The 25357-nt window shown below is 47.8% G+C and carries 18 protein-coding genes; 7 read left to right on the top strand and 11 right to left on the bottom strand.

Annotation, left to right across the window (positions count from 1 at the left end; genetic code table 11):
• Positions 1-22 precede the first annotated feature (22 nt).
• The 8 genes from H608_RS0100670 to H608_RS20745 form a co-directional block, all read right to left on the bottom strand.
• A complete protein-coding gene (locus H608_RS0100670) occupies positions 23-232 on the bottom strand; it encodes a hypothetical protein (RefSeq protein ID WP_028785978.1) in 210 nt (69 codons plus the stop codon).
• A gap of 210 nt (positions 233-442) precedes the next feature.
• A complete protein-coding gene (locus H608_RS0100665; protein WP_028785977.1) occupies positions 443-1138 on the bottom strand; it encodes a LytR/AlgR family response regulator transcription factor in 696 nt (231 codons plus the stop codon).
• A 164-nt stretch (positions 1139-1302) separates the two neighbouring features.
• Positions 1303-3033: a hypothetical protein gene (locus H608_RS20750; protein WP_071836900.1), complete on the bottom strand. Its 1731-nt coding sequence runs from the start codon at positions 3031-3033 to the stop codon at positions 1303-1305.
• A 106-nt stretch (positions 3034-3139) separates the two neighbouring features.
• Complete coding sequence (locus H608_RS0100655) at positions 3140-4435, bottom strand: MFS transporter (protein ID WP_028785976.1); 1296 nt, start codon at positions 4433-4435, stop codon at positions 3140-3142.
• Positions 4436-4439: 4 nt separating this feature from the next.
• Positions 4440-5501 (bottom strand): glycoside hydrolase family 130 protein, encoded by a 1062-nt coding sequence (locus H608_RS0100650; protein ID WP_038006578.1) that lies wholly within the window; start codon positions 5499-5501, stop codon positions 4440-4442.
• 96 nt (positions 5502-5597) lie between these two features.
• Positions 5598-7076, bottom strand: coding sequence for a RagB/SusD family nutrient uptake outer membrane protein (locus H608_RS0100645; protein ID WP_028785974.1), 1479 nt, complete (start codon positions 7074-7076; stop codon positions 5598-5600).
• A 36-nt stretch (positions 7077-7112) separates the two neighbouring features.
• Positions 7113-10217, bottom strand: a complete 3105-nt coding sequence (locus H608_RS0100640) for a SusC/RagA family TonB-linked outer membrane protein (RefSeq protein ID WP_211227002.1) — start codon at positions 10215-10217, stop codon at positions 7113-7115.
• Positions 10218-10845: 628 nt separating this feature from the next.
• A complete protein-coding gene (locus H608_RS20745; RefSeq protein ID WP_051267882.1) occupies positions 10846-14985 on the bottom strand; it encodes a response regulator in 4140 nt (1379 codons plus the stop codon).
• Between the two features lie 389 nt (positions 14986-15374).
• On the opposite strand from H608_RS20745, the gene H608_RS0100615 reads away from it, so the two are divergent.
• From H608_RS0100615 to H608_RS24285, 3 genes are all read left to right on the top strand, one after another.
• Positions 15375-16256, top strand: a complete 882-nt coding sequence (locus tag H608_RS0100615; RefSeq protein ID WP_211227000.1) for a nucleotidyltransferase domain-containing protein — start codon at positions 15375-15377, stop codon at positions 16254-16256.
• 7 nt (positions 16257-16263) lie between these two features.
• On the top strand, positions 16264-17319 hold the full coding sequence (locus H608_RS0100610; protein WP_028785971.1) for a DNA polymerase beta superfamily protein: 1056 nt from the start codon (positions 16264-16266) through the stop codon (positions 17317-17319).
• Between the two features lie 245 nt (positions 17320-17564).
• Positions 17565-18086 carry a hypothetical protein gene (locus H608_RS24285; protein ID WP_155989998.1) on the top strand — a complete coding sequence of 174 codons (522 nt, stop codon included), beginning with the start codon at positions 17565-17567 and terminating at the stop codon, positions 18084-18086.
• A 13-nt stretch (positions 18087-18099) separates the two neighbouring features.
• Here the strand turns inward: H608_RS24285 and H608_RS0100605 are convergent, their stop codons facing one another.
• Positions 18100-19584: a cryptochrome/photolyase family protein gene (locus H608_RS0100605; protein ID WP_028785970.1), complete on the bottom strand. Its 1485-nt coding sequence runs from the start codon at positions 19582-19584 to the stop codon at positions 18100-18102.
• 67 nt (positions 19585-19651) lie between these two features.
• Here H608_RS0100605 and H608_RS20740 point away from each other — a divergent pair, with 67 nt between their 5' ends.
• Complete coding sequence (locus tag H608_RS20740; RefSeq protein ID WP_051267881.1) at positions 19652-20941, top strand: DASH family cryptochrome; 1290 nt, start codon at positions 19652-19654, stop codon at positions 20939-20941.
• Positions 20942-20964: 23 nt separating this feature from the next.
• Positions 20965-21141 (top strand): DUF2256 domain-containing protein, encoded by a 177-nt coding sequence (locus tag H608_RS24870; protein WP_071836894.1) that lies wholly within the window; start codon positions 20965-20967, stop codon positions 21139-21141.
• Here H608_RS24870 and H608_RS20735 read toward each other — a convergent pair.
• Positions 21111-21989, bottom strand: coding sequence for a MerR family transcriptional regulator (locus tag H608_RS20735; RefSeq protein WP_038006572.1), 879 nt, complete (start codon positions 21987-21989; stop codon positions 21111-21113). The genes H608_RS24870 and H608_RS20735 overlap by 31 nt on opposite strands.
• 167 nt (positions 21990-22156) lie before the next feature.
• Here H608_RS20735 and folE point away from each other — a divergent pair, with 167 nt between their 5' ends.
• Positions 22157-22831, top strand: a complete 675-nt coding sequence (gene folE, locus H608_RS0100590) for a GTP cyclohydrolase I FolE (protein WP_051267880.1) — start codon at positions 22157-22159, stop codon at positions 22829-22831.
• A gap of 96 nt (positions 22832-22927) precedes the next feature.
• The gene (locus H608_RS0100585; protein ID WP_028785968.1) at positions 22928-23380 is read left to right on the top strand and encodes an SRPBCC family protein; all 453 of its coding nucleotides are present in this window, start codon (positions 22928-22930) and stop codon (positions 23378-23380) included.
• A gap of 855 nt (positions 23381-24235) precedes the next feature.
• Here the strand turns inward: H608_RS0100585 and H608_RS0100580 are convergent.
• Positions 24236-25342, bottom strand: coding sequence for a DNA alkylation repair protein (locus tag H608_RS0100580; RefSeq protein WP_028785967.1), 1107 nt, complete (start codon positions 25340-25342; stop codon positions 24236-24238).
• Positions 25343-25357: the final 15 nt, after the last annotated feature.

Below are 25357 nucleotides of genomic sequence, written 5' to 3'. Positions count from 1 at the left end.
TATACCTCGAATGTACTAAAAATCAGGGATGATGGTGGTCGGGAGTTCTGATGTTGAGATAACGGCGGAGCAACCATACCAGCAGCACGATGCTGCCACCGATACCGGCAACGGTGAGCGTGCAATTCAGCGGGCGCATGCCTTCATCGAGACCCCGCAGCAGGAAGAATGCGAGCAGGATCAGGATCAGCGTGTCTGCAAAAAATAATATGGTGTAAAAGAATTTTTTCATGATAAAAAAGAGGGCCGTATAGACATACAGCCCGGGTAAACCAAAACCAACTGCTTATGAGAAGAAAGGTTGAAAATATTTTTATGTCGATTCGTTCGTATTATTTGTTTCGATCGCTTCTGAGAACAAATCTATAACCGTCCGGAAGGGTTGCGGCGGCCCAATCGGTAAAAAGGCAAAATGAGTCGTTGAAATGGGCAAAAGACGGGCTTACAGGATATTCATCCGGCGGTTGAGGGCTGCGCGGTAGGCGTCCGCTACGGGAACCGGCTTGCCCTGGATCACAATGGCGCCGTCCTGAATGGTGTCGATCTTATTGACTGCCACTACATAAGAGCGGTGTACGCGGATAAACCGGGAGACGGGTAATCGTTCTTCCACGGCCTTGAGGGTGGTATGAATGGCAAAAAATCTATGAAGGGTGTGCAGTTTGACGTAATCACCCATGGCTTCGGCATACAGGATCTCGTCGAGATTGAGCCGTCTGACAATGGCGGAATCGCGGATAAAAAGGAAATTGTCCTCTTCGAGTTTTACCTCTTCGCGGCGGCTGTCGATGATGTCGCGGGCTTTGTCTATTGCCTGGAGAAAACGCGCGGGATTCACGGGTTTGATCACGTAGTCGGCCACGTTCAGGTCAAATGCTTCGGAAGCATATTCTTTTTTTGACGTAGTGAAAATGATAACCGGCCGGTTATCTCCCAGGTGTTTGGTAAGCTCGAGGCCGGTCATGCCGGGCATTTCGATATCGAGGAGCAGCAGGTCCACAGGTTGTTCCTGCATGAGATTGTAGGCGTCCATAGCGGTTTCGCACTCCCCGGTTACGATAAGATCGCGGACCTTGCCGGCCATCTGCCTGAGGGTGGTTCTTGCTATTTTATTGTCGTCTACAATAAGGCAATTCATGCGATAAAGATAGTAAATACCTTTTCGCGGACGAATACCCTTATTGGGTCAATCGTCAATTGTCAATCGTCAATTGTCAATCGTCAATAAAACAGCCATAACAGCTCCCTGAGGTTCTCGAAGGGCGGTTATGGCTGCTATACTTAGTACTTAATACTTATTACTTATGCCCGAAGCATCGGGCGGCTGTTTGAACTTACACCATAATCAACCACCGTATCATTCACCAGTAACTGCCCTTTGCGGATCACTTGTTTGCCGCCGGCGGGACAAATAACAATAACCGCCGAGCTCCTGGCCGGAATGGAAATTTTGCTTTTACCACTTACATTGCGCGCGATGAAACGGCGCGTAACCGTATTGTACAAATCGGCTTTTTGTCCTTCAGGAATTATCACCGACACCTTTCGTGCTGCCGTATGCGGATTGTAATAGAGGTAAGAAGGGAAAGCGTTGTCGCGGAAGAAATCGGTAGCCAGCAGATTGAGCCGTAAAATGCCCTGCACATCCGTGGTGTCGATGATGCTGCCGAAAATGCCTACATGCCCGCTGCCGTATACGCTGAACTGCGATTCCGGAGGATTCTGGTCCTGCACCCACAACGGACCGTCGCCCTGGGCCACGGGAGCTTTGAGATGGCGGTATGCTTCGTACGAAGGATTTTTGATGATGCCTTCGTAAGCGATCACGCCTTTGGTTACTTCGGCGAGATCGGGCAGGGTCTGGTGTTCGGCAGGAATGTATTGCGGATAAAAGAAACGCGCGGCATTGGCGGCGTTGAGCATCCAGCGGCCGATTGCATTGGCCGAAGAAGCATCATAACGAACCATCGGCACCAATGGCCAGGCAGCATCATAAGTGTTCATTAGAAATCCATAACCACCGCGGTCAAAAGTGCTGCCGACGATACCGGAAATATCGAAGCCATTCCATTTTCCTACCAATACGCCCCAGCCCTCGCGGCATTTGGGCGTGCCGTCAAAACTCCAGCGCAACATTTTATCCGTATCAAAATGCTGTCCCGTTTCTGCATACATACGCGCGGCGAGATAAGCACCAAAAGGCATCAGCACTTCGTAAGTAGGATTGGCGGGCTGTGCCTGCAAAGCTTTCATGGCGCGTTGGGCACCTTGCAGGTAACGTTTATCGCCAAATTTTTTCCATGCGCTGTAAAGCACCCATGCATGACCGGCTGCCGCATCGGGCTGGATGCAGATGTCGTTTTTCATGGGTTTCATTTTCCCGTAGTCAAAAAACGACCAGTTATAATTACCGTTCAGTATGGAGTCGGCGGCATAAAATCTTTCTGCGATCGTACGCGCGATATCGGTGAAGCCCGGTTCGTTGGGATAAAGATCATAAATGGCATAAAACAATACATTCGGATAAACATCATACCACCAGTCACGGCCATAACCGCCACCGAGCAACGCCACTTCGGGGCAGGTGTTGTTCATCATGATGTTCCAGCCGGTGCCGCTGTTGAAATAATTTTTCAGCATGGACACATAGTTGTGTTGCTGTGCTGATTTATCGATGCCAACGAGCGTTGCGCCCAGCACAGCGCCCATGGTGGCGAGGGATTCATGAAACATTCCCTTGTTGTGCGCCGGTCCCTGGCGCACGTCGCCGATAGCGGTGTAAATGCCCGCCACTACCTGGTCCACATTTTTGCGTGAGCTGTCCATCCAGATCAGCGGCCAGTGTTTGCCTTTGGCATTGAAGTCGTATACCGTTTCATCGAATTTATGTGCCAGCCCGCGGTAATCAATGATGTGGTAAGGCTGTGGCAACTGCGCCATTTTTTCCACGCGTTGCAGTTTTCGTTGAACAACCTGGGTGTGAGCTATGAATAAGGTTGATAATGCCAGTCCAAGGGTTATAACTTTCTTCATGATCATTTACTTTTTTAAAATATCATTTTCGCATTCCCGAGGCTTCGGGACACATGGTCCCGCCGCCGGCGGGCACATTTACACATTTTGTATAATGGCCATGCCATTATACAATCGATTCCGCCACGGCGCTCGTCACTTTCTCTTCTTCAGGTTCTTCTGCGGGTTGAAGCTTTTCTCCTTCGGCGATAATTTTTTTCGCTACAAAAATGGAACAAAGCTGGAGTGCCGCAATGATCACAATAGCGTAGCGTAATGCTGCATCTCTCGATACAAGATAAGCCAGCGCCAGGAATGTGCCCGCGCCGAGAAAGCGGCCGACATACAATCCCCATTCGTGGTTCATGATGTAGGCAAACTCACCACGGTTCTCAATTTTCGACACAATATCGATCACTTTGAATTGTATGGGAAAATAAGCGAGGTCCATCAGCGGCTTGGCAATCAGCAAGAGCAAAATAAAAATTACCACGCCGGTGCCGTTGAACAGGATACCATTGAACAAAGCACCCAGGAAAAACAGGCCGAGTCCGGCTGCGAATATTTTGACACGGTCCGAAGGTTTTGAAAAACGTCCGAGTACATACATCACTACGGCGGCAATAATGGCACCAATAGATTGGGCAGAACCCAATGCGCCTTCTTTTCCCAATAATTGCATGATCAGCATGGCCGGTGCCGTTACCAGGAACCCCTGCGCCAGGCCTTTCAGCATCGCCAGCGATAGCAGCCGGTACCAGAGCGGATGAAATTTGAAAAAAATATATTTTTTCTGTGCGGGATTTTTAAAGTTGCCTCTGAAGCAGACGATTGATGCAAGGATGGTAATCACTAATACGGCACCTGTAATGATCCGGTAAGAACCGTTCACTTTGTCGTCGGTGCCGCCGCCTCTGAACTCAATGAACCAGCCGATCATAAACGGAATAATAACGGCGATAATCGTATAGAAAAAAGTTTCCAGTCCATAATAGTAATTCCGGTTGTGATCGTTGGTGATGGCCAACGCCAGGTAATCACGGTTGGCCCAATAAAAACCAAAAGACAGGCCCATCGTAATGCCCGCTACGCCAATTCCCACGAGATCAAGGGTTTTGAGCGACATCATGATGATCATGGAAATGCCGCTCAGCATCATGCCCGCGGAATACAGTTTGCGGATATTGAAATGTTTAAGCAGGATGCCATTCAGTAAAAATGTCAGCGGAATGCCCGTATAGATCGTCAACTGATAGATCACTACTTTGGAGGGATCATTGGAATGACGCATCACATATGCAGCCACGAAGATGTCGATAACCGGCAACACAAAAGCATAGACCAGGTTGGTTAACACCAATATCTTGAAGTCGTGCGGTTGCTGCTGAAAATGTCTGATCTCTTTGTTTAATTTACCCAGCATATTTTCAGATTAATTGTGATAGAATTTCTTTGATTGAAAAGTCGGCGGCACAAACGTGTTCGTCAGCCGCGCCGTAATAGATGGTAAGCCGGTCGCCATCGGGATGTACAATATGCCCATTGGTAAATACCACATGACCAAAAAATCCGGTACGTTCATATTCCGCCAGCGGTTGCATCAGCGGCTCTTCGCTTCTTGCAATCACGATGGAAGGATCATTGAGGTCCAATAAAACGGCCCCAAGGCAATATTGATGTGCTTCGTTTGCCCCGTGATAGATTTCCAGCCAGCCTTTTGCTGTTCTAATGGGAGCAGCACCGGCGCCAACACGTTTGCTATCCCAATGTCCCGGACGCGTGCGCAGCAAACAACGGTGATCTCCCCAGTGGATGCTGTCGGGAGAAGAAGCAAGCCAGATATAGTTGCCGCCGAGGTCAACACTGCTGGGCCTGTGCAGCGCATAATAGTTGCCGTTGACGGTTTCTTCGAAAATAGCGCAGTCTTTATTGTGCGGTGGAATGATCATACCGTGGTCGGTAAATGTTTTCCAGTCGCGAGTCGTTTTCATGCCAACGCCTACTCCGTTTTCAGAAACGGAAGTATAGGTCAGGTAGTATTGTTCACCTAACTGGCTGACGCGGCAGTCTTCAATACCGAAGGTTTGCAATTTACCCTCGCCCATAAGTTTGGGATAACCTTCGGGCTCGCGGAAGTTGATGCCATCGTCGCTGCAGAGTAAACGCAGATGAGAAAGTGTGGTGAGAAAATCCTGTCCTTGATAATTGATCACGCGCGCATCGGAGGCGTCGAGTTCCGGCGAGTCCGATGGTATTTCCATGATCTGCATGCCGCCTTTGCCATCCAGCACAGGGAAGGAGATGATGCCGTCCTGCTGCTTTGGCCTTTCCGCCACGCGAACGATCAGCCATGTTTTTCCATCAAACTGAAATACGCCGGGATTGAGCAGGCAGGCAATTTCCAATCCTTCCATACTTGGATGAAGATCGCCGGGAGAAAGCAACGGGTTTTGTGAAAAACGTTTTGCCAGATCGGTAGCGGTGCTCATGAAGGTATCAATTGAAAGGTGCGGGAAAAAGTTTCCTGTTCCTCCGTCCCGCAAGCGGGACAGAGGGCAGGAAGTGTATGAATCGTAAACGAGAAATCAGTAACCGGAATTCTGCGTCAGTGTACCGGCAGAAGCATCGATCTCACTTTGCGGAATCGGGTAGAGATAATGACGGTCCTGGAAGTTTTTCCCCTGTGCGGTCATTACCTGCTTGGCGATGCCCCAGCGTTTGAGGTCGGCCATACGCTGCTCTTCAAAACCAAGCTCCACGCGGCGTTCAGCAATCAGCCAGTTTTTAATGGTAACCGGATCTGTTGATGCCGGACGGTCAGGCAATGTACCGGCGGGAGGAACGGTGCCGGTGGCGCTGACCGATGTGCGGGCACGTGCACGCACCAGGTTGATCGCTGCAATGGCCTGGGGATATTGCTGTGTTTCAAGATAAGCTTCGGCCTTCCACAACAGCACATCGGCATAGCGGATATAGATGCGGTTGTTGGGCGCGTCGTCATTGCCTTTGTTGGTGCCGTCTATGCTGCCAAGTAATTTGTTGACGTTTTGCAAAGCCGTGTTCACGGTATAAAGTTTACGCGGATCGTTTGCTTCGAATGCATTCAGGAAATCGGTACTCGGCGCCAGGAATCCCCAGCCGAGCGGTGCGCAGATGCCGTTACCATTTGCGGGCTGCTCCTGCGAACGGTGGTCATAGGCAAAGATTACTTCGTCGTCGGTAAACTCGGTATTGAAAGAGCTGAAATAATTTGCATTAAGATGATAAAAGCCCAGGGTTTCCAGTTCTGTTACGAAGGTTAATACATCCGCCCATTTTTTTGTATACAGGGCTGCTTTGGCCTGCATGGCAATGACGGCACCTTTTGATACGCGCCATTTCTCCGTAGTAGAGCTGTATTTTGTATTCGGCAGTAATGTTTTTGCCGTTGCCAGGTTGGCCTTAATGGTGTCCCAGATCTGTGCTGCCGGGGCGCGCACGGCCACTTCAAAAGCTTCCTGGTATGTCTGCACAGGTTTCAGGATCAGCGGCACATCCCCGAAGTTGGTGATCAGGGAGAAATAATAATGCGAGCGGATAAAGTAAGCTTCGCCGAGTAATTGATTTTTGCGCGCGGGAGTAATACCGGTGATCGCTTCGATGTCTGGTTTGGTCAGTAGCTGAATGGCCAGGTTAATACGTTTGATGCCTTCATAGTTGTATTTCCAAAGGCCATTGGGCCCGCCGTTGGTAGACGTGAACGTAAAGTTGTTCACTTCATCCATCCAGGGCTGGTCACCGTCAGGACTCCATTTTTTTTCTACATCATCGGAGGCAATGTCCTGCAGTACGAAATCATTATGAAAAACAAGTCCGCCTCCCCAATCCCACTGACCGAGTATGTTCAGGCGGTTAGACATGAGCTGATAAGATGAACGTACAGAAGATTCAACGGTATTGAGCGTAGGTACGGCATTTACCTGGTCGATCGTTGTAAGACCGATGGCATCCGTATCCAGCGTTTTCTTGCAACCGGTAAAGGCAAGTAACCCGGCTATGCAAGCAGAAGTGATTATAGCTTTCATCAGTTTCTTTTTTAGTTGATTAAATAACCGCTTTGTTTAGAGTTTGAGTCTTGCACCAATCAGGAATCCGCGTGACTGAGGATAAGTACCCTTGTCGATCAGCGAAGTGGATTCTGGATCCAGACCGGAATAATCGGTAATAGTGATCAGGTTTTGCGCAGCAACATAAAAACGTAATGCTTTCAGGTTGCCTTTCTTCATCGACAGGTTATAACCTATCTCGATATTTTTAAGACGTACATAAGAAGCATCTTCTACAAACACGCTCGACACGTTGGCACCGCCGTTGTTATTGAAAGTGAGGCGGGGCGTGGTGTTGCTGCTTCCTTCTCCATCCCATGAATTGAGCACGTCAGTTGTGGAATTGAAAGGACGGCTGTCGTAATTCAGGATTTGTTTCAGGTCATTGTAGCGGTCTACATCCTGCACGCCCTGCACCAGGAAGCTGATGTCGAAGTTTTTGTATTCGGCATTGAAGAACAAACCGTAAGTGTATTTCGGAATAGGATTACCGATGAAGGCGCGGTCATCCGCATTGATCTGACCATCGTTGTTGATGTCTTTAAAGCGGATGTCGCCGGGCAATGCACCATTGGCATTGGTAAACAGATGACGCGTGATTTCACCAGCGTTCTGGTAGATGCCGTCGAATACCAGTCCATAATAAGAACTGATCGGCTGACCCACTACCGTACGGGTATGCGTGGCATCATCGATGATATTTTTTACGAATGTCTGGAGTTTGTCTACGCGATTGGTAACGGTTGACAGGTTTGCGTTAACGCCATACTTAAAGACGCGGTCGCGGTTCTGGTAACCGATGGAGAACTCAAGACCTTTGTTGGTTACTTCGCCAGCATTTACATACGTAGGTGCAATAACACCAACTGACACGGCAGGCAGTCCTACAGCGAGCAGGATATCGGACGTTCTTTTGTTGAAATAATCAGCGGTAAAACTGAGTTTGTTGCGCAAAGCAGACAACTCAAATCCGATATCGGTCTGGCTGGTCGTTTCCCAGCGGATGTCGGGGTTGCCGTAGCGAACGATGTTAACGACACCACCCACTTGTGAAACCAGGGTTTCGTAGGCCTTGTCAGGAATTTCCTGGTTGCCGGCCTGGCCCCAGCTTGCGCGCAATTTCAGGTCGTCGAGCCACGTAATATTTTGCATGAATGACTCCTGTGAAATGCGCCATGCACCTGAAACGGAAGGGAAATAACCCCAGCGGTTATTCGGTCCGAAGCGGGAAGAACCGTCTGCGCGGAGAGTTCCGTTTACGAAGTATTTGTTTTCAAAACTATAACCGGCCGATCCGAAGAAGGAAACGAGATTCCATTCTGTTGCGGAGCCTGCGCTGTTCTTGTTTACATCACTTCCATAATCGAGATAGCGGAAAGGAGGCGTGCTGTTGTCAAAATTCTGACGGCTGCCACCAATGCCGGAGGTGCGAAGGCTGATGCTTTCTGTACCTAATAATACGTTGATATTATGACGGCCGGCCAATGTTTTGGCATAATTCAATGTATTGGTAAAAGTGAAAGTGAAGGCTTCGCCGAAATTTTCGTCGAGGTTATTCGGGCGGTTGTTGCGTCCCTGTCCGGGGTATAATTCAGCCGGATCATTGTCGTTGTCGTCGCCGAAATTCTGTGCAAAGTTTTTGTTATGTGCAAAGCTGATATCGGCACCGAGGTTGGTGCGGAAGCGCAGCGACTTATCACGCAGGAAAGCATACTCAGCATACGCATTTCCGAAGGTCTGGTAAGTCTTGCGTTTATCATCGGTGAAATGCACGATCGCGATCGGATTAGAGGAGTATTCGTAATTGCGGCTCCATCCACCGTTGTTGCCCGTGTAAAAAGGCAGATCGGTGTAGGGGTCGTTGGGTTTGTAAGTAGGATCGGAAGGGTCTTTATACACAGGAAGAACCGGCGGGCGGATCAAAGCGTGGCGGATCACACCGGGTGCGTCGCCGGCAGAAGACATTTTATCCTGCTTTGCGTAACTCAGGTTGAGGTTGGTGCCTATTCTGAGGCGTTCGGTTAACTGTGCATTGACATTGATACGAAAATTATAACGCATGAACTGGTCATTATCTTCCACCACAATACCGTTCTGTCCGAAATAACCGGCAGAAAGTAAGAACTGTACTTTATCGGTACCGCCGCTTGCGGAAACCTGTACGCTGTTGGTGATGCCGGTTTCAAACAATTCATTCAACCAATCTGTATTGGCCATACCCGGGCGGCCAAGATCAGCCTGGTAGGGGCTGGTGCCGTTGGGATCATTACCCAATGTGTTGCGCCATGCTTTGTCTTTCACGGTCATGTATTGACTGGCGTTCAGCATTTTCGGCAGGTTCACGGCGTTGTAAAAACCAGTGAAGTAATCAACGTCGATGCTGGTCTTTCCCTTTTGACCACTTTTGGTGGTGATCACCACAACGCCCGCAGAGGCGCGTGAACCGTAGATGGCGGCAGAAGCCGCATCTTTCAATACAGTCATGGAAGCGATATCATTTCCATTTAAAAAGCGGATATCACGTGTAGGCACACCGTCCACTACATATAATACATCATTATTGCCGAGAGTGGATTCGCCGCGGATCCGCAATTTAAAACCGTCGCCGGGGGCACCGGTATTGGCGGCAACGAATACACCGGCTACCTGGCCCTGCAAAGCCTGTCCCACTTCGGGAATACGCGTTTTGGAAAGGCTGTTCATGTCTACCGAACTCACCGCGCCGGTGATGGAGTTTCTGCGCTGGCTGCTATAACCAACCACTACCACGTCACCGAGTGTGTTTTCCTGCGGTTCGAGTGTAAGATTCAATTGATTGCCGCCGGCTGTGATGACGCGGCTGAGTGCTTTAAAACCGACATAGGAGATCTGTAAGGAATCGCCGGGAGTGGCCTCCAGCGCATAATAACCATCGTTGTCGGTAACGGCGGTCTGACTACCGGCTTTTACGGTAACGCCACTCATGGGTTCGCCCTGGATGTTGGTGACTTTACCAGAGATACGTGTTGTTTGCGCAAAGGCGAATGTGCCGAAACATAAAAAGAGGAGTAAAAAGGCCAATGGTCTGGTGCCGCCAAAATGCGCACGCAGTCCCAAATCAATCATAGTTAGTTTTTTCATAATACAACCGTTTTAGCAGTGAATGACCTGAAGAAGATCAGCGAATTGATCTCTTCACCGGAGGATGAAAATTGTTTTGTGAGATGGATGACGAATCGGATTGGTAAGAATAAGGGATGCCGGAACTGGCACCCGGAGGTAACAAGCATCGTTTTGGAAATGGCATACAGCAAAATTTGAGGTTGAAAATTAGCCTCTTATAAAAAAGAATCACTACACTATTGTTGCATTTCACTGTACTATAATTACAAAACAGGGTGTTTTTTGATTGGTGAGATCAAATCTTCGTAGTGGATGACTATGTGAATGGGCCGCCCGACATGCCATGGTTCGTGTATACACGAACCATGGGTTGGCTGTTTAGGGAACATATTTTATTTTTTATTCATTTGTGCTGTGGAGGTGCTGCTTGTTTGTTGTTGGTCTGGAGACCAACAACGGCGGGATGTTTCGTCCTTGCTCTTCTCACAATGCCCCTATTGGTCTCCAGACCAAGAACGGTGAGATGTTGGTCCTTTTTTTTCTCATAAGGCCCCTGTTGGTTCCAGACCAACGGGTCGGGTCCGGTTTAAAATGGCGGCAATGAGCCAACAGTGGCGAGGCTAAAACACTTTATGCCCTGCACCTTTTACCTTTCACCTTCCTCTGACCGCAAAGCAGATGCCGAGTGTTGTGTTCGGTATTCGTTGGGAGCGCATTGATATTTTTTCCGGAACTCCCGGAAGAAGTAGGATTGGTTGTTGAAACCGGTCTGGTAGAAAATTTCGGTGACCGTGAGTTGCGTGGTCTTCAGCATCCGCGCGGCTTCCTGCAAACGAAGATGTTTGATGAACTCGCCAGGCGTCATGCCGGTGAGGGTTTTCAGTCGCCGGTAAAGTTGCATTTTACTCAAACTGAAATGTTTTTCCAGCAACACGGCATTCAGTTCTGCCTCCGCGATATGCGTATGGATGAGTTGCGCGAGTTGGATAAGGAACTTCCGGTCTTCCGCTGCCAGTTCGGGATTGGCGAGGTTGTCGCCGGTTTCGTTCTGACTGAAAATATGCAGGAGCTTGCGCCGGTATTCGATCAGTTTTCTGACACGGGTTTTCAGATGGCTGGCCTGAAATGGTTTTGCGATATAGGCATCGGCTCCCACTTCATAACCTTCGAGACGGTGGTCTTCGCTGCCGCGGGCGGAAAGAATGAGAAAAGGAATATGGCAGGTGGCCGATGTGTTCTTGACGCGATTGCACAACTCCAGTCCGTTCATGTTCGGCATCATCACATCGCAGATCACGAGATCGGGAATCAGTTTTTCAATCAGCCCGATGGCTTCGAGCCCGTCGGCCGCTTCGTGAATGATATAATCTTCGCGCAAAAGGTCTTTCAACAGGAAACGGATGTCTTCGTCATCTTCGACTAACAAAATGCTTTGTCTGTCTTTGTTCTCCAATTGTTCGATGAGCGCGGTTTTGTTGGTTTCTTCCGGCGATACAGATAATGAGGGTCCCGGCTCGGTCGTTGTGATGGCTTTATAGAGCGAAGACGGCTGATCGGTGCCGGTTAATTCGGCGGCAGGCACGGCCGCCATGGCCGGGGGTTGCAGCGGCAGGCTGACGGAGAAAATAATACGGCCCTGCTCATAGCGGCAGTCAATTTTTCCATACAACAGATCTACAAGCTGCCGGGTAAAAGCAAGCCCGATGCCTGTGCCGAACTTATCACCTTTAACGGATTGTGTGCCGGTATAAAACTGGTCAAACAAATGCGTGAGTTCGCTGTGCGAAACCGGGTTGCAGGGATTGGTGACTTCAATTTCCAATTTATCATCTGCACTGTTGCGCAAAGCGCGAAAACTGATCTGTTCGCCGTTGCCGGTATATTTGAATGCATTGGATAAAAGATTATAAATAACCTTTTCCAATTTGTCTTTATCGGTCCAGCCGCTGATGCCTTCCTCGATCTGGATATCAAACTCCATTTTATTGCGCTCGCCGAGCGGAGCAAAAGGCTCCGCAAGATTTTGCAACAATTCTGAAAGAGAAATAAAAGCATAATGATTCGAAGCAAACCCTTCTTCCGCCTTGCGGAAATCCAGCAACTGATGTACGAGATAGGTGAGTTTGGATGCCTGTTGATGGATAATTGAAAGGAAATAATTGCCGTCGCGGTTTTGCCCGCCTGATTTTTTGTCGCGGAATCTTTCCGCAGAACCCATGATCAGCGTGAGCGGCGTTTGCAATTCGTGGGCAATATTGGTAAAAAAGCCAATACGGCTGCGGTGGGCGGTTTCATCTTTTTCGCGCAGCAAATGCTCTACTTCCAGTTGATGACGGATCTCCTGTCTGTTTTTGCGGTAGCGGTATATAATATATATAACGGAACCGAGCAACAAGGCGTAGAACAACAATGCATACCAGCGAAGCCAGAAATACTGTTTCACTTCTATGCTGAGCAACATTTTTTCCGACGACCAGGCACCGTCGCCGTTACTCCATTTTACCCATAACTTGTAAGTACCGGGCAACAGGTTGCTGTAATTGATGCGGCCATTGGTACCGGTATATTTCCAGGCCTTATCGTATCCGCTGAGGAAATAAGCGTATTCGCATTTCTCCGCGTTCAAAAAACTCAGTGCTTTGATATCTACTTCAAAATAATTGGCATTGCGTTCAACCGTGTAAGGGGTTTCGTAACGGGCGTTTTGATCGATCACCTGGTAACCGTCGCCGGCAGGACGCCGGTCACCGATAACCAACCCGGATACCAATAAGCGCGGCTGCCAGGAAGAGCGCGCAATCTGGCGTGGCAGAAAATGATTGAAACCATAGATGCCACCAAAATACAGATATCCGTTATTGTCTTTCCACACGGCGCCATCGCTGAATTCATTGCTTTGTAAGCCGTCGATCTGCTGGTAAAAAGAGATTTTACCATCGCGGTTGATACAGGCGAGACCTTTATTGCTGCTGATCCAGATATGGCCAAGACTGTCCTGCTCGATCGCATGAATGGTATTGTTGGGCAACCCTTCAGCCGTTGTCAGTTTTTGAAAAACGGGATAGGGCGTGTTTAGCACTGATTCGTCCAGCCAGTTCAATCCGTAACTGGTGCCGATCCACAAACGTTGTTGCTGATCGCGGAACAAAGAAAGTACATCGTTGTTGGAAAGGCTGCCCTCGTAAGCAAAGGCTTTGAATGTGCGGAACTTTTTCGTTTTCTTATCGAGCAGGCTCAAACCACCATAACGGCAACCGATCCATAGCTTATCCTGACCGCCGTCGGCCAGTGCGTAAATGATATCATTGGCGGGGCCGCTGTCGCCTCCGTTGTAAGTAAAACGTTCTAAAAAACGCAGACTTAAACCATCGTTGTCGCGATCGATCAGCAAATGGATAAGGCCGAAGCCGCTGGTGCCGATCCAGAGTGAACGGTCATTGTCCTGGCGGATGCTGTAAACGGAGCCGAATTCGGCAACGGATGACTTTTTGATCTCGTTCCATTTATAAAAACGTTGTTTCCGTTCGTCATAAACCCCGATACCGCGTCCGTCGGTGCCGATGTACACAAGGTCATCAGCGCCTTTCAGCAACGCATAAACGGCATTATTATCGAGTGAAGCGGGGGCGGTAAGAAAATGTCGCGGAGCCTGGTCACGCAGTTGCCGGAAATTATCCAGTACAAGGATGCCGTTGCCTTTGGTGCCTACCCAGAGGTTGCCGTTTACTTCGGTGAAGGAACGAACGGACCGGTTATAAGGTGTGCCATTATCGGAAGTAGTGACGGTGCCGAAAGGTTTGGTTTTGGGCCACAACTTTACGAGGCCGCTGCCGTCGGTACCACACCAGAGAATATCTTCAGTGCCGGAGGCAAAAGCAGTAAGGCGGAGCTGATCAAACTGTCGTGACTGGTCACCCAGAAAATTATCGGGTTGAAAATTTTGATTATAGATACCGCAACCGCGTGTGGTCCAGGCGAGGAAAAAATGATTTTTATAAAATCCGATAGCAGCCAGCGGAGCGGGAAGTTGCAATAAAAAATTAGTGCCGGGCGAAACAGGGTCGACCTGCATCAACTGGTTTTGCTGATTGGTAAAAAAAATGCGGCCATCAACGGGAAAGAGTTGGCTCACATTTGTAATGGCATGAAAACCGGCGACAGGATGCAAAGTAGTGGCGGAGAAACCAAACAAGCGGCCGCCTGCATCGAGCATCCACAAGCGATTGGCCGCGTCGATGGCCAGGTTGACAAGCGGTTGGGCATTTTGCAGGGGTAATTGTACGGGAACGAACTGATCGGTGGCTGCATAATAGCGGCTGAGGCCGGTCTTTTGGCTGAGGCAAAAAACGTTGCCGGCGGTATCGATGGCCAGGGCGAATTCGTTTTCACTGACACGCGAGCGGCGGTACTGGTTATAAAAATAATGGGAAAAGCGGCCTGTCGATTTAGTATAACGTGAAATACCTTCGATGGTGGTGATCCAGATATTGCCATCGCGGTCTTCGCTGAGTTTTTGGATTACGTTGCTGCCGATGCTGCGGCTGTCGTTTTCGCGGCTGTAATTGAAGACATGAAAGCCGGAGCCGTTATAGCGGTTCAATCCATCCCAGGTGCCGACCCAAAGGAGATTGGAGCGGTCGGAGAAAAGGAAATTAATGGAACTGTTGGAGAGGCCGCTGCGGTTATCGTACTGTTGAAGGGAAAAAGGTTCGGTATCACCGGGCATAGCACTGATGCGTGTGCCGGCCAGGGCAAGCGATAACAGGATGGCAAGTAGGCGACGCATTGGCGTGAGTTGTAGGTGAGCCTTAAAGTGTGTTAAAGTTAGGTAATAAGTTGTAAGTTATAAGGTATAGGGGATAAGGCATAGGGTATAAGGTGTAAGGTATAAGGCGTAAGGTATTGGGGTAAGGTTTAGGTATAGGCGTTGCTTTGCGTCTTTACTTCTTGTGCAGCTTTGCGTGAAAAGTCTCGGCCGCGGAATCTTTTTCGACTTTTGAATTTATATCAGGCTTGTTTGAAGTGAGGTTATGGGATAAAGACAGGTGGGCTGAAAAAAACGCCGATCCATGCGTGATTTTCTCATTGTTGTGGTTGTGGTGCATGCTAGTTTTACATCCGAAGAAGGGATATATAGCAAAATGTCCCGGCAGAGTGCGGGTGAAAATCCTGCATGTGGCGCTCATCATACACATCGGATCACTGCCGGGGCTTTTGCTACTGCTGTGGGGAGGGAGATTTCCAATGATAATTGGAAACGTCGGATATTCGCATAAAAACAACAAACAAGGCGAAATGCAGGATTTAATAACCGGGAAACTTAAAGAACTGGCGGAAAAGCATTCAATCAAAATCCTTTATGCCTGTGAATCCGGATCACGTGCGTGGGGATTTCCTTCAACTGACAGCGATTACGATGTGCGTTTCATTTATCGGCACAGACAGGAAGAATATTTGAGTATTTCAATGCCCGCTGATACCATCGACTTACCGGTAAATGAACTGCTGGATATCGGAGGTTGGGAATTAAGAAAGAGTCTTCAGCTATTCATGAAGTCGAATGCACCTTTATATGAGTGGCTGCAATCCCCGATTGTTTATTACCAGGATCAGGATTTTTCGACTTCGTTGCTGAAACTGCAGGAACATTATTTTTCCCCACGTGCCGCAGCCCACCATTATCTTTCAATGGCAACAAATGTCTGGAATGCTGAGTCGGGAGGAGACACGATGCGGCTGAAAAAATATTTTTATGTATTACGTTCGCTGCTGGCGGCACAGTGGACGGTCGATAACCAAAATTGCCCGCCGATGCAGTTGTCATTATTGAGAGTACAGGTCTTAGATCAAAACTGGCAAAACGAAATCGACAGGTTTCTGACAATCAAAAAAGACGTGACAGAAAAAGATGCTATTCAACGATCCATGATACTTGACAACTGGATTGTGAGAACTTTGGAGTATTGCCGCGAAAAGACAATGTCGACCAAGCCCAAGCAATTCAACAAAGCCTATTTGGATAATTTTTTCAGAAAGCAGTTGGAGTATGATATATGAAAGACTAATGAACGAACCTGAGCACTTCCTTTTGAAATGTATCAGCGGTAGCAGGGCGTATAACCTAGATGGACCTCGATCAGACACGGATCTTAAAGGCGTATTCATTCAGCCCATGACTGAATTGTATGGATTAAATTATACTCCACAGGTATCTAATCCTACTAATGACGAAACATTTTTTGAAATAGGCAGGCTGATTGAATTGCTGCTGAAAAACAATCCGGGAGTGCTGGAATTGCTGGCGACTCCGCGGTCGCATATACTTTTCCGGCATCCGGTGATGGATATGTTTGATCCTCAGATATTTCTTTCGAAATTGTGTCGGGATACATTCGCCGGATATGCCAGAACTCAAATGCAAAAAGCGCGCGGACTTAATAAAAAAATGAATGTTCGGGAGGCTCCGGTGCGAAAGGGGGTAATGGATTTTTGTTGGGTTTATTCAGGTAACGCGACATATTCCTTGAATGAGTGGTTGCAATACGAGGGAATTATGCAGGAAGACTGTGGGCTTGGTGCAATGAATCATTTCAAAGATTGTTATAAACTATTCGTACAACGGAATATGCCAGAGAATACCCGGCTGAACGGAATTGTTAGATCAGCCGGGAGCAATGATGTTAATACCAGCGAGATCTCCAAGGGAATGGCACCCTCAGGTTTGCTTTATTTTAATAAGGACGGATACTCCATGCATTGCAGGGAATACCGCGAATACCACGAATGGTTAGAGAAGAGAAACGAAGATCGATACAAAACCAATATGACGCACGGCAGGCAGTACGATACTAAAAATATGATGCACACCATGCGCTTGTTATCCATGGCGGAAGAGATTGCCAGGTTCAAAACAATCAATGTATTCAGGCCTGACAGGGAGTTTTTACTTGGAATAAAAGCCGGAAACTATGCTTTTGACGAGTTGGTTAAAATGGTGGATGAGAAAATGATCTCTATAGAGGAGGCGTATGAAAAAAGTGATCTGCCAGAATCCCCGGATCCCGAACTGGCCGAAGAGCTGCTGATAAAGATCAGGAAACAAATTTATGATCGGCAATAACAGGCCCAAGATTTATCATGTTTTATTTACAGACCGACTTGGAGAACGTAGCCACCGCGAGGAATGCCTTCATTTAAATGCGTCGCCAAAGCATGCTTATTGTACAATGGGGCTGGGCAAGCCCGGATTTAGGCATAGCGGAAGCAATACAATCATGAAAGTCCGGAAGGGGAAAATTCCGGTTTTTTGACCTCAAGTTTTAGCACTTGTTGACTTCTTCATAGTTTGGTTGTACAAACCTTATTATGAGAAAGAAATTGTTATTTGTTTTGACTCTTGGAGCGATTTTCGGCGGATGCCAAAGCACACACCTCTGCAGCGTTGACGAACGAATCGCGGTATACGCAACTGCTGATAGTACATCACCAGCGGCCTTTTTTATTCCTTACGGAAAAAATATGCTTGCCGGGAATGCCAAACAGGGTTACAGGAAGATTGTGTATGCCAATAGAGGAGGCTACATAGTAAAACGAAAGTTCTCCCGCGAAATAGCTTGCTCAAAAGCAGAGGTAAAAAAACTTTATATCAATAGCGATTCGACATATGCTTTTAAAAAGTATAGAAGTGAATTAGCGGACGGCCAGGATTCTTATTCTGCATCTGCGCAGCGAAATAACCAGTCGGGTCCATTAAACACAGGTAATAAATCAACACGTACGGCCAGTACTCCGCCATCGTCCGGAGGCCCTGTACAGGTTAAAGGGTATTACAGAAGCAATGGTACATACGTACAGCCGCACACACGTAGTAGTCCCAGTCGACGTTGAGGTAAAAAATTAATCACCCCAGACCTTTCAAAAATTCATCCGCATTTTTCAAATGCATTTTCTGCTTTTCCCTATCCATTTTATCCCAGGTTGTCAGCAGCATCCCCAGACGCGGTTGGCGCTGGAAGAAATCACGCTGCTTTGATAAGAAACGCCAGAAAAGTCCGTCCCATTTTTCCTGCCAATGTCCTTTTGGCCAGTTGCCCATTTTCATGAGGTAGTTGGAGCCGCTGATATAAGGTTTGGTGGTCATCAAACCACCGTCGGCAAACTGGCTCATACCATAAACATTGGGCACCATTACCCAGTCGTAAGCATCGATAAATAGTTCCATGAACCAGCGGTACACATCATCAGGATTAAATTCGCAGAGCAGCATGAAGTTTCCCATTACCATCAGCCGCTCGATATGATGTGCATAAGCGTTGTTCAATACACTGCGGATGACCTGATCCACTGGAGCAATGCCTGTTGTCCCGTTCCAGAATGATTCCGGGACCGGACGGTGAAAGTTCCAGAAGTGGCGTGTGCGCTGTTTTCGCCCTTCTCTTATATACACCAGCCGGATGAATTCGCGCCACCCCATGATCTGCCGCACAAATCCTTCCAGTGCATTTATGGGTATGCGCTTCTCCGTGCCCGCTTCCAGTGCACGGTCAATTACCTGCTGCGGTGTCAGCAAGCCGGCATTCAGCAAAGGAGATAGCACCGAATGGAACCATACGGCGTGCCGGCGGTCAATCGCATCTTCGTAATCGCCAAATAAAGAAAATCGGTAGGCCAGAAAATCATCGAGCCAGGCTTCAGCTTCAGCATGGGTAACAGGATAAAATCCTTCCGCATAACCGAATAGGCCATCGACAACACCGTAGTTATTGGCGAAGTGTTTATTGATGTATTTTACCGCTTCAGGCAAATAATGGTTGTTATAAGGAATCGCCAGTACCGGAACAGCCTGATTTTTCGGTAAACGTTTCCTGTTGTCTGTATCGAAACTCCATTTGCCTCCTTCCGGCTTGCCTGTGCGGTCCAACAATATCTGCCGGCCTGTGCGCTGACCAATATAAAAGTCTGCCTGGTAATACCGGTTATTTTTCAACAAGCCATCCTGCCAGGGATCTTCGTTCAGAAAACCAGGACTCGCATAGCGGATCAATCTTATATTATTCATCTCACCTGCTTTGGTCAGTCTGCGATCCAGCCAGTCATCCACAACATCAGCTATGTGAATAGCGGATACTTTACCGTTCCATTTTTTGACAAGCAATCGTATGTCTGCCTCTTCAACAGCTTCAGTAATATGAACGGTGTAACCTTTTTTGCGGAGAAAATCCGCATAGTATTGCATGGAAGCCCGGTGGAACACGAGCTTCTTTTTATGGAAAGCGTATTGTTTGAAAAATAACTGCTCTTCTACCAGCCACACTTCCCTTTTTTTTGACAGGGCAGGATGCGACATAAATAACTGATGTGGAAAAACAATTGAAATTTCGTTCATGGCAAGCTATTTTTGTCTAATTTTTGCTTCAAATTCTTAGACAGCTGAAAATACAAAAAACAGGCCCATGTCAAGGCATTTACTTTGGTTTCGCAACGATCTCCGTCTTCATGATCATCCGGCGCTGCTGGCGAGCCTGGAGCGAGCCGACGTATGGGTACCCCTTTATATTTTTGATCCCCGGATTTTTGCCAAAACCGATCACGGATGGCCCCGAACCGGTCATTTTCGCGGACGTTTTATGTGGCAGTCGGTGGCTGATCTGCGCAGACAATTGCAGGAACGCGGGAGAGACCTGATCATTCGTGTAGGCATACCAGAGCAGATTATTCCCGAATTGTGCAGGCAGTTTGCGCTGACACACCTCTTTTTTGGAAAAGAATTTTCGCCTTACGAAGAAACCCAGGAGCAGGTATTGATCAACGAGCTGTCAGATCTGGGCGTGCGATGGCATCTCAGCGAAACGGCGTCACTTTATCATCTTGAACAGTTGCCATTCAGGCGAAATGCTATTCCGGACACCTTCACATCCTTCAGACACTGGGTAGAAGCCCTCAGCCAGCCCGGCGACCCGCTCGATCTGCCCGCTTCGCTGCCGCGCATGCCAGATATTGCCCTGGGCGAAATACCATCACTGAGTGCATTTGGCCTGGCAGAAGTGGTGCCCGATGACCGGGCATCCATATTTTTTAAAGGGGGCGAAACCGCCGGACTCGCCCGCCTCAAGGAGTTTGTATGGGATACGCAGGCCGTAAAGTCTTACTTCCTGACGCGAAACGAAATGGTGGGCAAGAATAATTCGTCGAAGTTTTCTGCGTGGCTAAGTATCGGCTGCCTGTCTGCACGGCAGATTATACATGAAATAAAGGCGTTCGAGAAACAATACGGAGCTGATAAGTCCACCTATTGGCTCGGGTTTGAGTTGCTATGGCGCGATTTTTTCCGCTTCAATATGGCAAAGAATGGACGGAAATATTTCCGCGCCAGCGGGCTTAAGGAAAAAATAACGGTCAAAAGCAAAAATCCTGAGCTGCTGAAAAACTGGATCTATGGAAAAACGGGCGATGAACTGGTTGATGCCAATATGAACGAGTTGAGACTGACCGGCTATATGAGCAATCGTGGTCGTCAAAACGTGGCCAGTTATTTTGTGCATGATATTCAAATGGATTGGCGGATCGGCGCTTCCTGGTTTGAACACCAGCTAGTTGATTACGATGTGTACAGCAACTATGGCAATTGGGCATATGTTGCCGGTGTGGGTTGTGACCCCCGCAAGGACCGCTATTTTAATACCAGCCGCCAGTCGATGTTATACGATTCCTCGGGTACTTATAGAAAACGCTGGCTGGTGTAAGATTCCTGTTTAACACAAATCCCATGAAAAAATTCACCCGGTTTACCAATAAATCAGCACTGCCGCAAAAAGTTTGTCCCGTTTGTCAACGACCATTCCGTTGGCGAAAAAAATGGGAGAAAAACTGGCCGGAGGTCCGCTACTGCAGTGAGCGGTGCCGCAGAACACCTCAGAGAAAATCAAACAATTTTTCCGGTTGATCCAATATGCGCACGCGGTCGGCAGCATGTTTCCCGGTCAGCAGCTTCGATGTACAGATCAGGGCCTGTAGCTTTTTATGCAATTTGGTTAACGAGGAAATTTCATTAAAATGGACTGCGGTGTCTGAACTGCCGCCGAAGAAAGTGAGTAAATGGGTGGGTTTGATACCGGCGATGGCCACACCCAAGCTCTTATATGGTAAATCCGGCCCCAGGTTTATTGACTTGTATCCTGCACGCCGGATCAGGTAATCGGCAAAAAGCAACCCTATTTCATGCGTTTCGCCCGGCGGAAGGAAAAGCAAAAAGGTTTTAGTCGTACTTATAACAGGGGGGATCATATCAATCTCCGACTGCAATTTTCTCCGGATAAGCTGACTGGCAAAATGTTCCTGTGCAGGTGTTATGTTGTCGATACTCCATAACAAAGATGTTTTGCGGAGAAAAGGATATACAACATATAACATGGTTTCATAAACACCGTACCGCCTGATGGCAGTGGACAGTATATTAGTAAAAAGCTGTTCGTCAAATGCCAGCATCGACGCCACCAGGTTATTAACGGGCAGGTCGAGTTGACCATTTTCCACGGTCATTTGCTGCTCCTGCATGAGAATGGCGGTTGCCATTTCATCATCATTTAGCTGCATAAGGCTGGAAATACGGTAGCCAGCAGACTGAAGTACGGCTATGTTCAGCAACCGCCTTACCTGGCCGGCATCATAAAAACGGATATTGGTATCCGTACGGTGTGGCTTCAACACACCATATCGCTTTTCCCAGGCCCGTAATGAATGGGCACTGATGCCGGTAAGCCTTTCTACATCTTTGATAAAATACCGCTCCAAGTTGATTAGGATTATCGATCAAAAATATACAAAAACCAGCCCAAACAAAAAGAAGACAACACAGTTTCAATAAGTTATGTGCCTACATCTTTTGTCTAACATTTTATTTAAAAAATTAGACAAATGGCCTCAACTTTGTACTTATAATGTTGTTAGTAAGTAATTATATGAAAATAACAGACCGGGCCTGGCGGCACAATTCAGAAAACGAAGCCTTGGAAGACGATCATCGTACCGGGCACAGCTATGAAACCCCACTGAGGGAAGACGCCTTTGCGCTGACCGAAACCGAGAAAATCAAAAGTATAGCGTATCATTTTGGTGAAATCATGAATACGCTGGGACTTGATATTAAGGACGACAGTTTGAGAGGAACTCCCTTGCGTGTGGCTAAGATGTATGTGCAGGAAATTTTCTCAGGACTTGATCCCGCCAAAATGCCGGATATAACGTTGTTTGAGAACCAGTATGCGTATAGGGAAATGCTGATCGAAAAGGATATTTCGGTTTTCAGCCATTGTGAGCATCATTTTGTACCGATCTACGGAAAAGCGAATGTTGCATATATCCCTTCCGGCAAAGTCATCGGGTTGTCGAAACTCAATCGGGTTGTACAATATTTTGCAAAAAGGCCACAAGTGCAGGAGAGGCTAACGGTTCAGATCGGGAAGGCGTTGCAACAGATATTACAAACAAAAGATGTAGCCGTCAGGATAGAGGCCAGTCATATGTGTGTTTCGATGCGAGGAGTACAGGACACCGGCTCTTCCACCATCTCTTCGTTTTACGAAGGAAAGTTCAGGGAAAATATGACGCGTAACGAATTTCTGAGGAGCTTGTGATCCCTGTAATTTTTCGAAAAGCCCCCCGCCTCGTCGGGGGCTTTTTTCCAGGATTAAATAGTTAACTTATACAGCTGTATTGAAAATACTATAACTGTGCTTTACACCATCCATAGTCAGCAATTGATCAAAGCGCCGCTCGATCGCGTCTGGGACTTTATGAGCAATCCCGCCAACCTGGCCACGATCACCCCGGATTACATGAAGTTTACAGTGTTGTCGGCGCCGGAAGAAAAAGTATTTCCCGGCCAGATCATTGAATATTATGTGTCACCAGTATTCGGTATCCGTTTGCATTGGGTAACCGAGATCACACAAGTGAAGGACAAAGAATATTTCATTGATGAACAACGCTTCGGTCCGTACTCATTCTGGCACCACAAACATTTTCTGAAGGAAACGCCCGAAGGCACTTTGATGACCGACATCGTTCATTATAAGTTGCCCTTAGGTTTTTTAGGAACAATAGCGCATGGCCTTTTTGTGAAAAAGCAATTGCAGGGCATTTTTGATTTCAGGAAAAAGAAATTGGATGAGCTGTTTGCGTGAATGGTCAATCGTGAATCGTCAATCGTGAATCGTCAATAAGTGAATAAGTGAATCGGTGAATGGTGAAATGACTCCCATTTGTGCTCCCTGAGGCCGATACTTCGGCTCTCGAAGGCGTTCCCTGAGGCTCTCGAAGGGGTACACACCACAAATTGTTCGGAAAGTTTACGCTCAAGAGTCGCTTTTCATTTTTAAATGTAATGGCGGCGTGAGGTATAAGTTAGCGCCCTTGTTGGTCTCCCAGTTAGCGCCCTTGTTGGTCTCCCGACCAACAAGCAAGCGTGAGGTTGCTTTGACAGGTTAGGTCAACTTCGTACAAAACTCAAAGATGAACGGGCCCGTTGGTCTGGAGACCAACGGTGGCGTGATACCGGATTGACAGGGTGTAAAATTCTCCGAACATCTGTGGTGTGTACACGAACCAGGGAGAATTTACTCTTTTTAGTTAGCGCCCTTGTTGGTCTCCCGACCAACAAGCAAGGGTGAGGTTTCTTTGAGAGATTAAGGTCGATTTCGTACCCGACTCAGGGCTGAGCAGGTCCGTTGATCTGGCGACCAACGGTGGCGTGATACCGGATTGACAGGGTTTAAAATTCTCCGAACATCTGTGGTCTGTACATGAACCAGTGAGAATTTACTCTTTTTAGTTAGCGCCCTTGTTGGTCTCCCGACCAACAAGCAAGGGTGAGGTTTCTTTGAGAGATTAAGGTCGATTTCGTACCTGACTCAGGGCTGAGCAGGTCCGTTGGTCTGGCGACCAACGGTGGCGTGATACCGGATTGAAAGGGTTTAAAAATCTTCCGAACAGTTGTGGTGTCTTCACGAACCAAGGCTGTTTTACTTATTACTTAAAACTCAATACTTCCTACTCCCATAAACAAAATCCGCCACTTCTTTCTCCCTTCCATTAATAATCAACGACACCTTATGTGGCCCTTGATAATACACACGCGTGGTGATAGGTTTGAAACTATGCTCGCGTGTCAGCGTCACCAATTCACCGGCAGCATAACTGCGCTCACTTATTTTGAAAACCTTGGGTGATAACTGACCATTTGCCCGTAAAAAATGAACAGCATACTCCAGGCGGATCGTTACCGGTTTTTTAGTTTGATTCTGTACACTGAAACTAAATTTCAGCTTATCATGTTCTTTTACTTTAGGTGTGTGGATCGTAAAGTCCTGCCAACCGATACCTTTATCATCTAAGCCGAAATAAGCAAGTATTTCCGGATGACCTTTTTTCAACAAAGTCCGGCTGCCATGGCGGATGATGCCATCGGTTTCGGCACTGATATTTTTCCAGTTTTTGGCAAATTGCAACACCACATGCGGATGATCTTTCGCTATATCATTGATGTGATTCGCCACGCTCCGGCGGACCCATTCATGCGGATCTGTTTTTAAATTTTCCAGTAAAGGAAATAGCGGAGCCGGATCGGCTTTCAATGAAGGGATGGCCATCGCCCAGGGCAAACGCGGACGGCTGCCTTCACTCGCCAGCCGCCGCACTGCATAATGCGGATGCATGGACCAGCCGGTCATCACCTCGAGCATGCGTTGCCCATATTTCAACAAAAAAGGACGGACAGCAAATTCCGCACTGATGAATTGAGTGATCTCTTCCAATGCTTCCGCAGATGCATCGAAATGATCAAGGCCGTAAGTTGCGATATAATCAGGGAGAAACATGAACTCCAGGCCGCCATTCCAGCCGTCTTTGCGAAGCTGGCGGATAAGTTTCGTTATTGTGCGGGCGGCCGCAGGGAATTTTTCTGGCAGGTAGTCATGTAGCGTCACCGTAGTATGCTGCATTCTTTCCTTCCATTCCATTCCGGCAAAGTTTTTATTCATCACCTTGCGTGTGAAGGAAGCCGCATTGTTGCCGGGCCGCACAACTGCAAGGCTTTTGGAAAAACGGTCGTAAAATTCTTTGGAGTAGATGTCTTTGATGAGCGCCATAACGATGATATTATC

This window comes from Terrimonas ferruginea DSM 30193 (assembly GCF_000425585.1).
GTDB lineage: Bacteria > Bacteroidota > Bacteroidia > Chitinophagales > Chitinophagaceae > Terrimonas > Terrimonas ferruginea.
This window is presented reverse-complemented; position numbering and strand designations above follow the sequence as displayed.

Excerpts from the sequence above, each read along its gene's own strand:
- H608_RS20750 (WP_071836900.1), bottom strand. The coding sequence starts at position 3,033 with ATGAAGAAAGTTATAACCCTTGGACTGGCATTATCAACCTTATTCATA.
- H608_RS0100655 (WP_028785976.1), bottom strand. The coding sequence starts at position 4,435 with ATGCTGGGTAAATTAAACAAAGAGATCAGACATTTTCAGCAGCAACCG.
- H608_RS0100645 (WP_028785974.1), bottom strand. The coding sequence starts at position 7,076 with ATGAAAGCTATAATCACTTCTGCTTGCATAGCCGGGTTACTTGCCTTT.
- folE (WP_051267880.1), top strand. The coding sequence starts at position 22,157 with ATGAAAATAACAGACCGGGCCTGGCGGCACAATTCAGAAAACGAAGCC.
- H608_RS0100610 (WP_028785971.1), top strand. The coding sequence starts at position 16,264 with ATGAACGAACCTGAGCACTTCCTTTTGAAATGTATCAGCGGTAGCAGG.
- H608_RS0100640 (WP_211227002.1), bottom strand. The coding sequence starts at position 10,217 with ATGAAAAAACTAACTATGATTGATTTGGGACTGCGTGCGCATTTTGGC.
- H608_RS0100670 (WP_028785978.1), bottom strand. The coding sequence starts at position 232 with ATGAAAAAATTCTTTTACACCATATTATTTTTTGCAGACACGCTGATC.
- H608_RS0100605 (WP_028785970.1), bottom strand. The coding sequence starts at position 19,584 with ATGAACGAAATTTCAATTGTTTTTCCACATCAGTTATTTATGTCGCAT.
- H608_RS20740 (WP_051267881.1), top strand. The coding sequence starts at position 19,652 with ATGTCAAGGCATTTACTTTGGTTTCGCAACGATCTCCGTCTTCATGAT.
- H608_RS20745 (WP_051267882.1), bottom strand. The coding sequence starts at position 14,985 with ATGCGTCGCCTACTTGCCATCCTGTTATCGCTTGCCCTGGCCGGCACA.
- H608_RS24870 (WP_071836894.1), top strand. The coding sequence starts at position 20,965 with ATGAAAAAATTCACCCGGTTTACCAATAAATCAGCACTGCCGCAAAAA.
- H608_RS0100650 (WP_038006578.1), bottom strand. The coding sequence starts at position 5,501 with ATGAGCACCGCTACCGATCTGGCAAAACGTTTTTCACAAAACCCGTTG.
- H608_RS0100580 (WP_028785967.1), bottom strand. The coding sequence starts at position 25,342 with ATGGCGCTCATCAAAGACATCTACTCCAAAGAATTTTACGACCGTTTT.
- H608_RS0100665 (WP_028785977.1), bottom strand. The coding sequence starts at position 1,138 with ATGAATTGCCTTATTGTAGACGACAATAAAATAGCAAGAACCACCCTC.
- H608_RS24285 (WP_155989998.1), top strand. The coding sequence starts at position 17,565 with ATGAGAAAGAAATTGTTATTTGTTTTGACTCTTGGAGCGATTTTCGGC.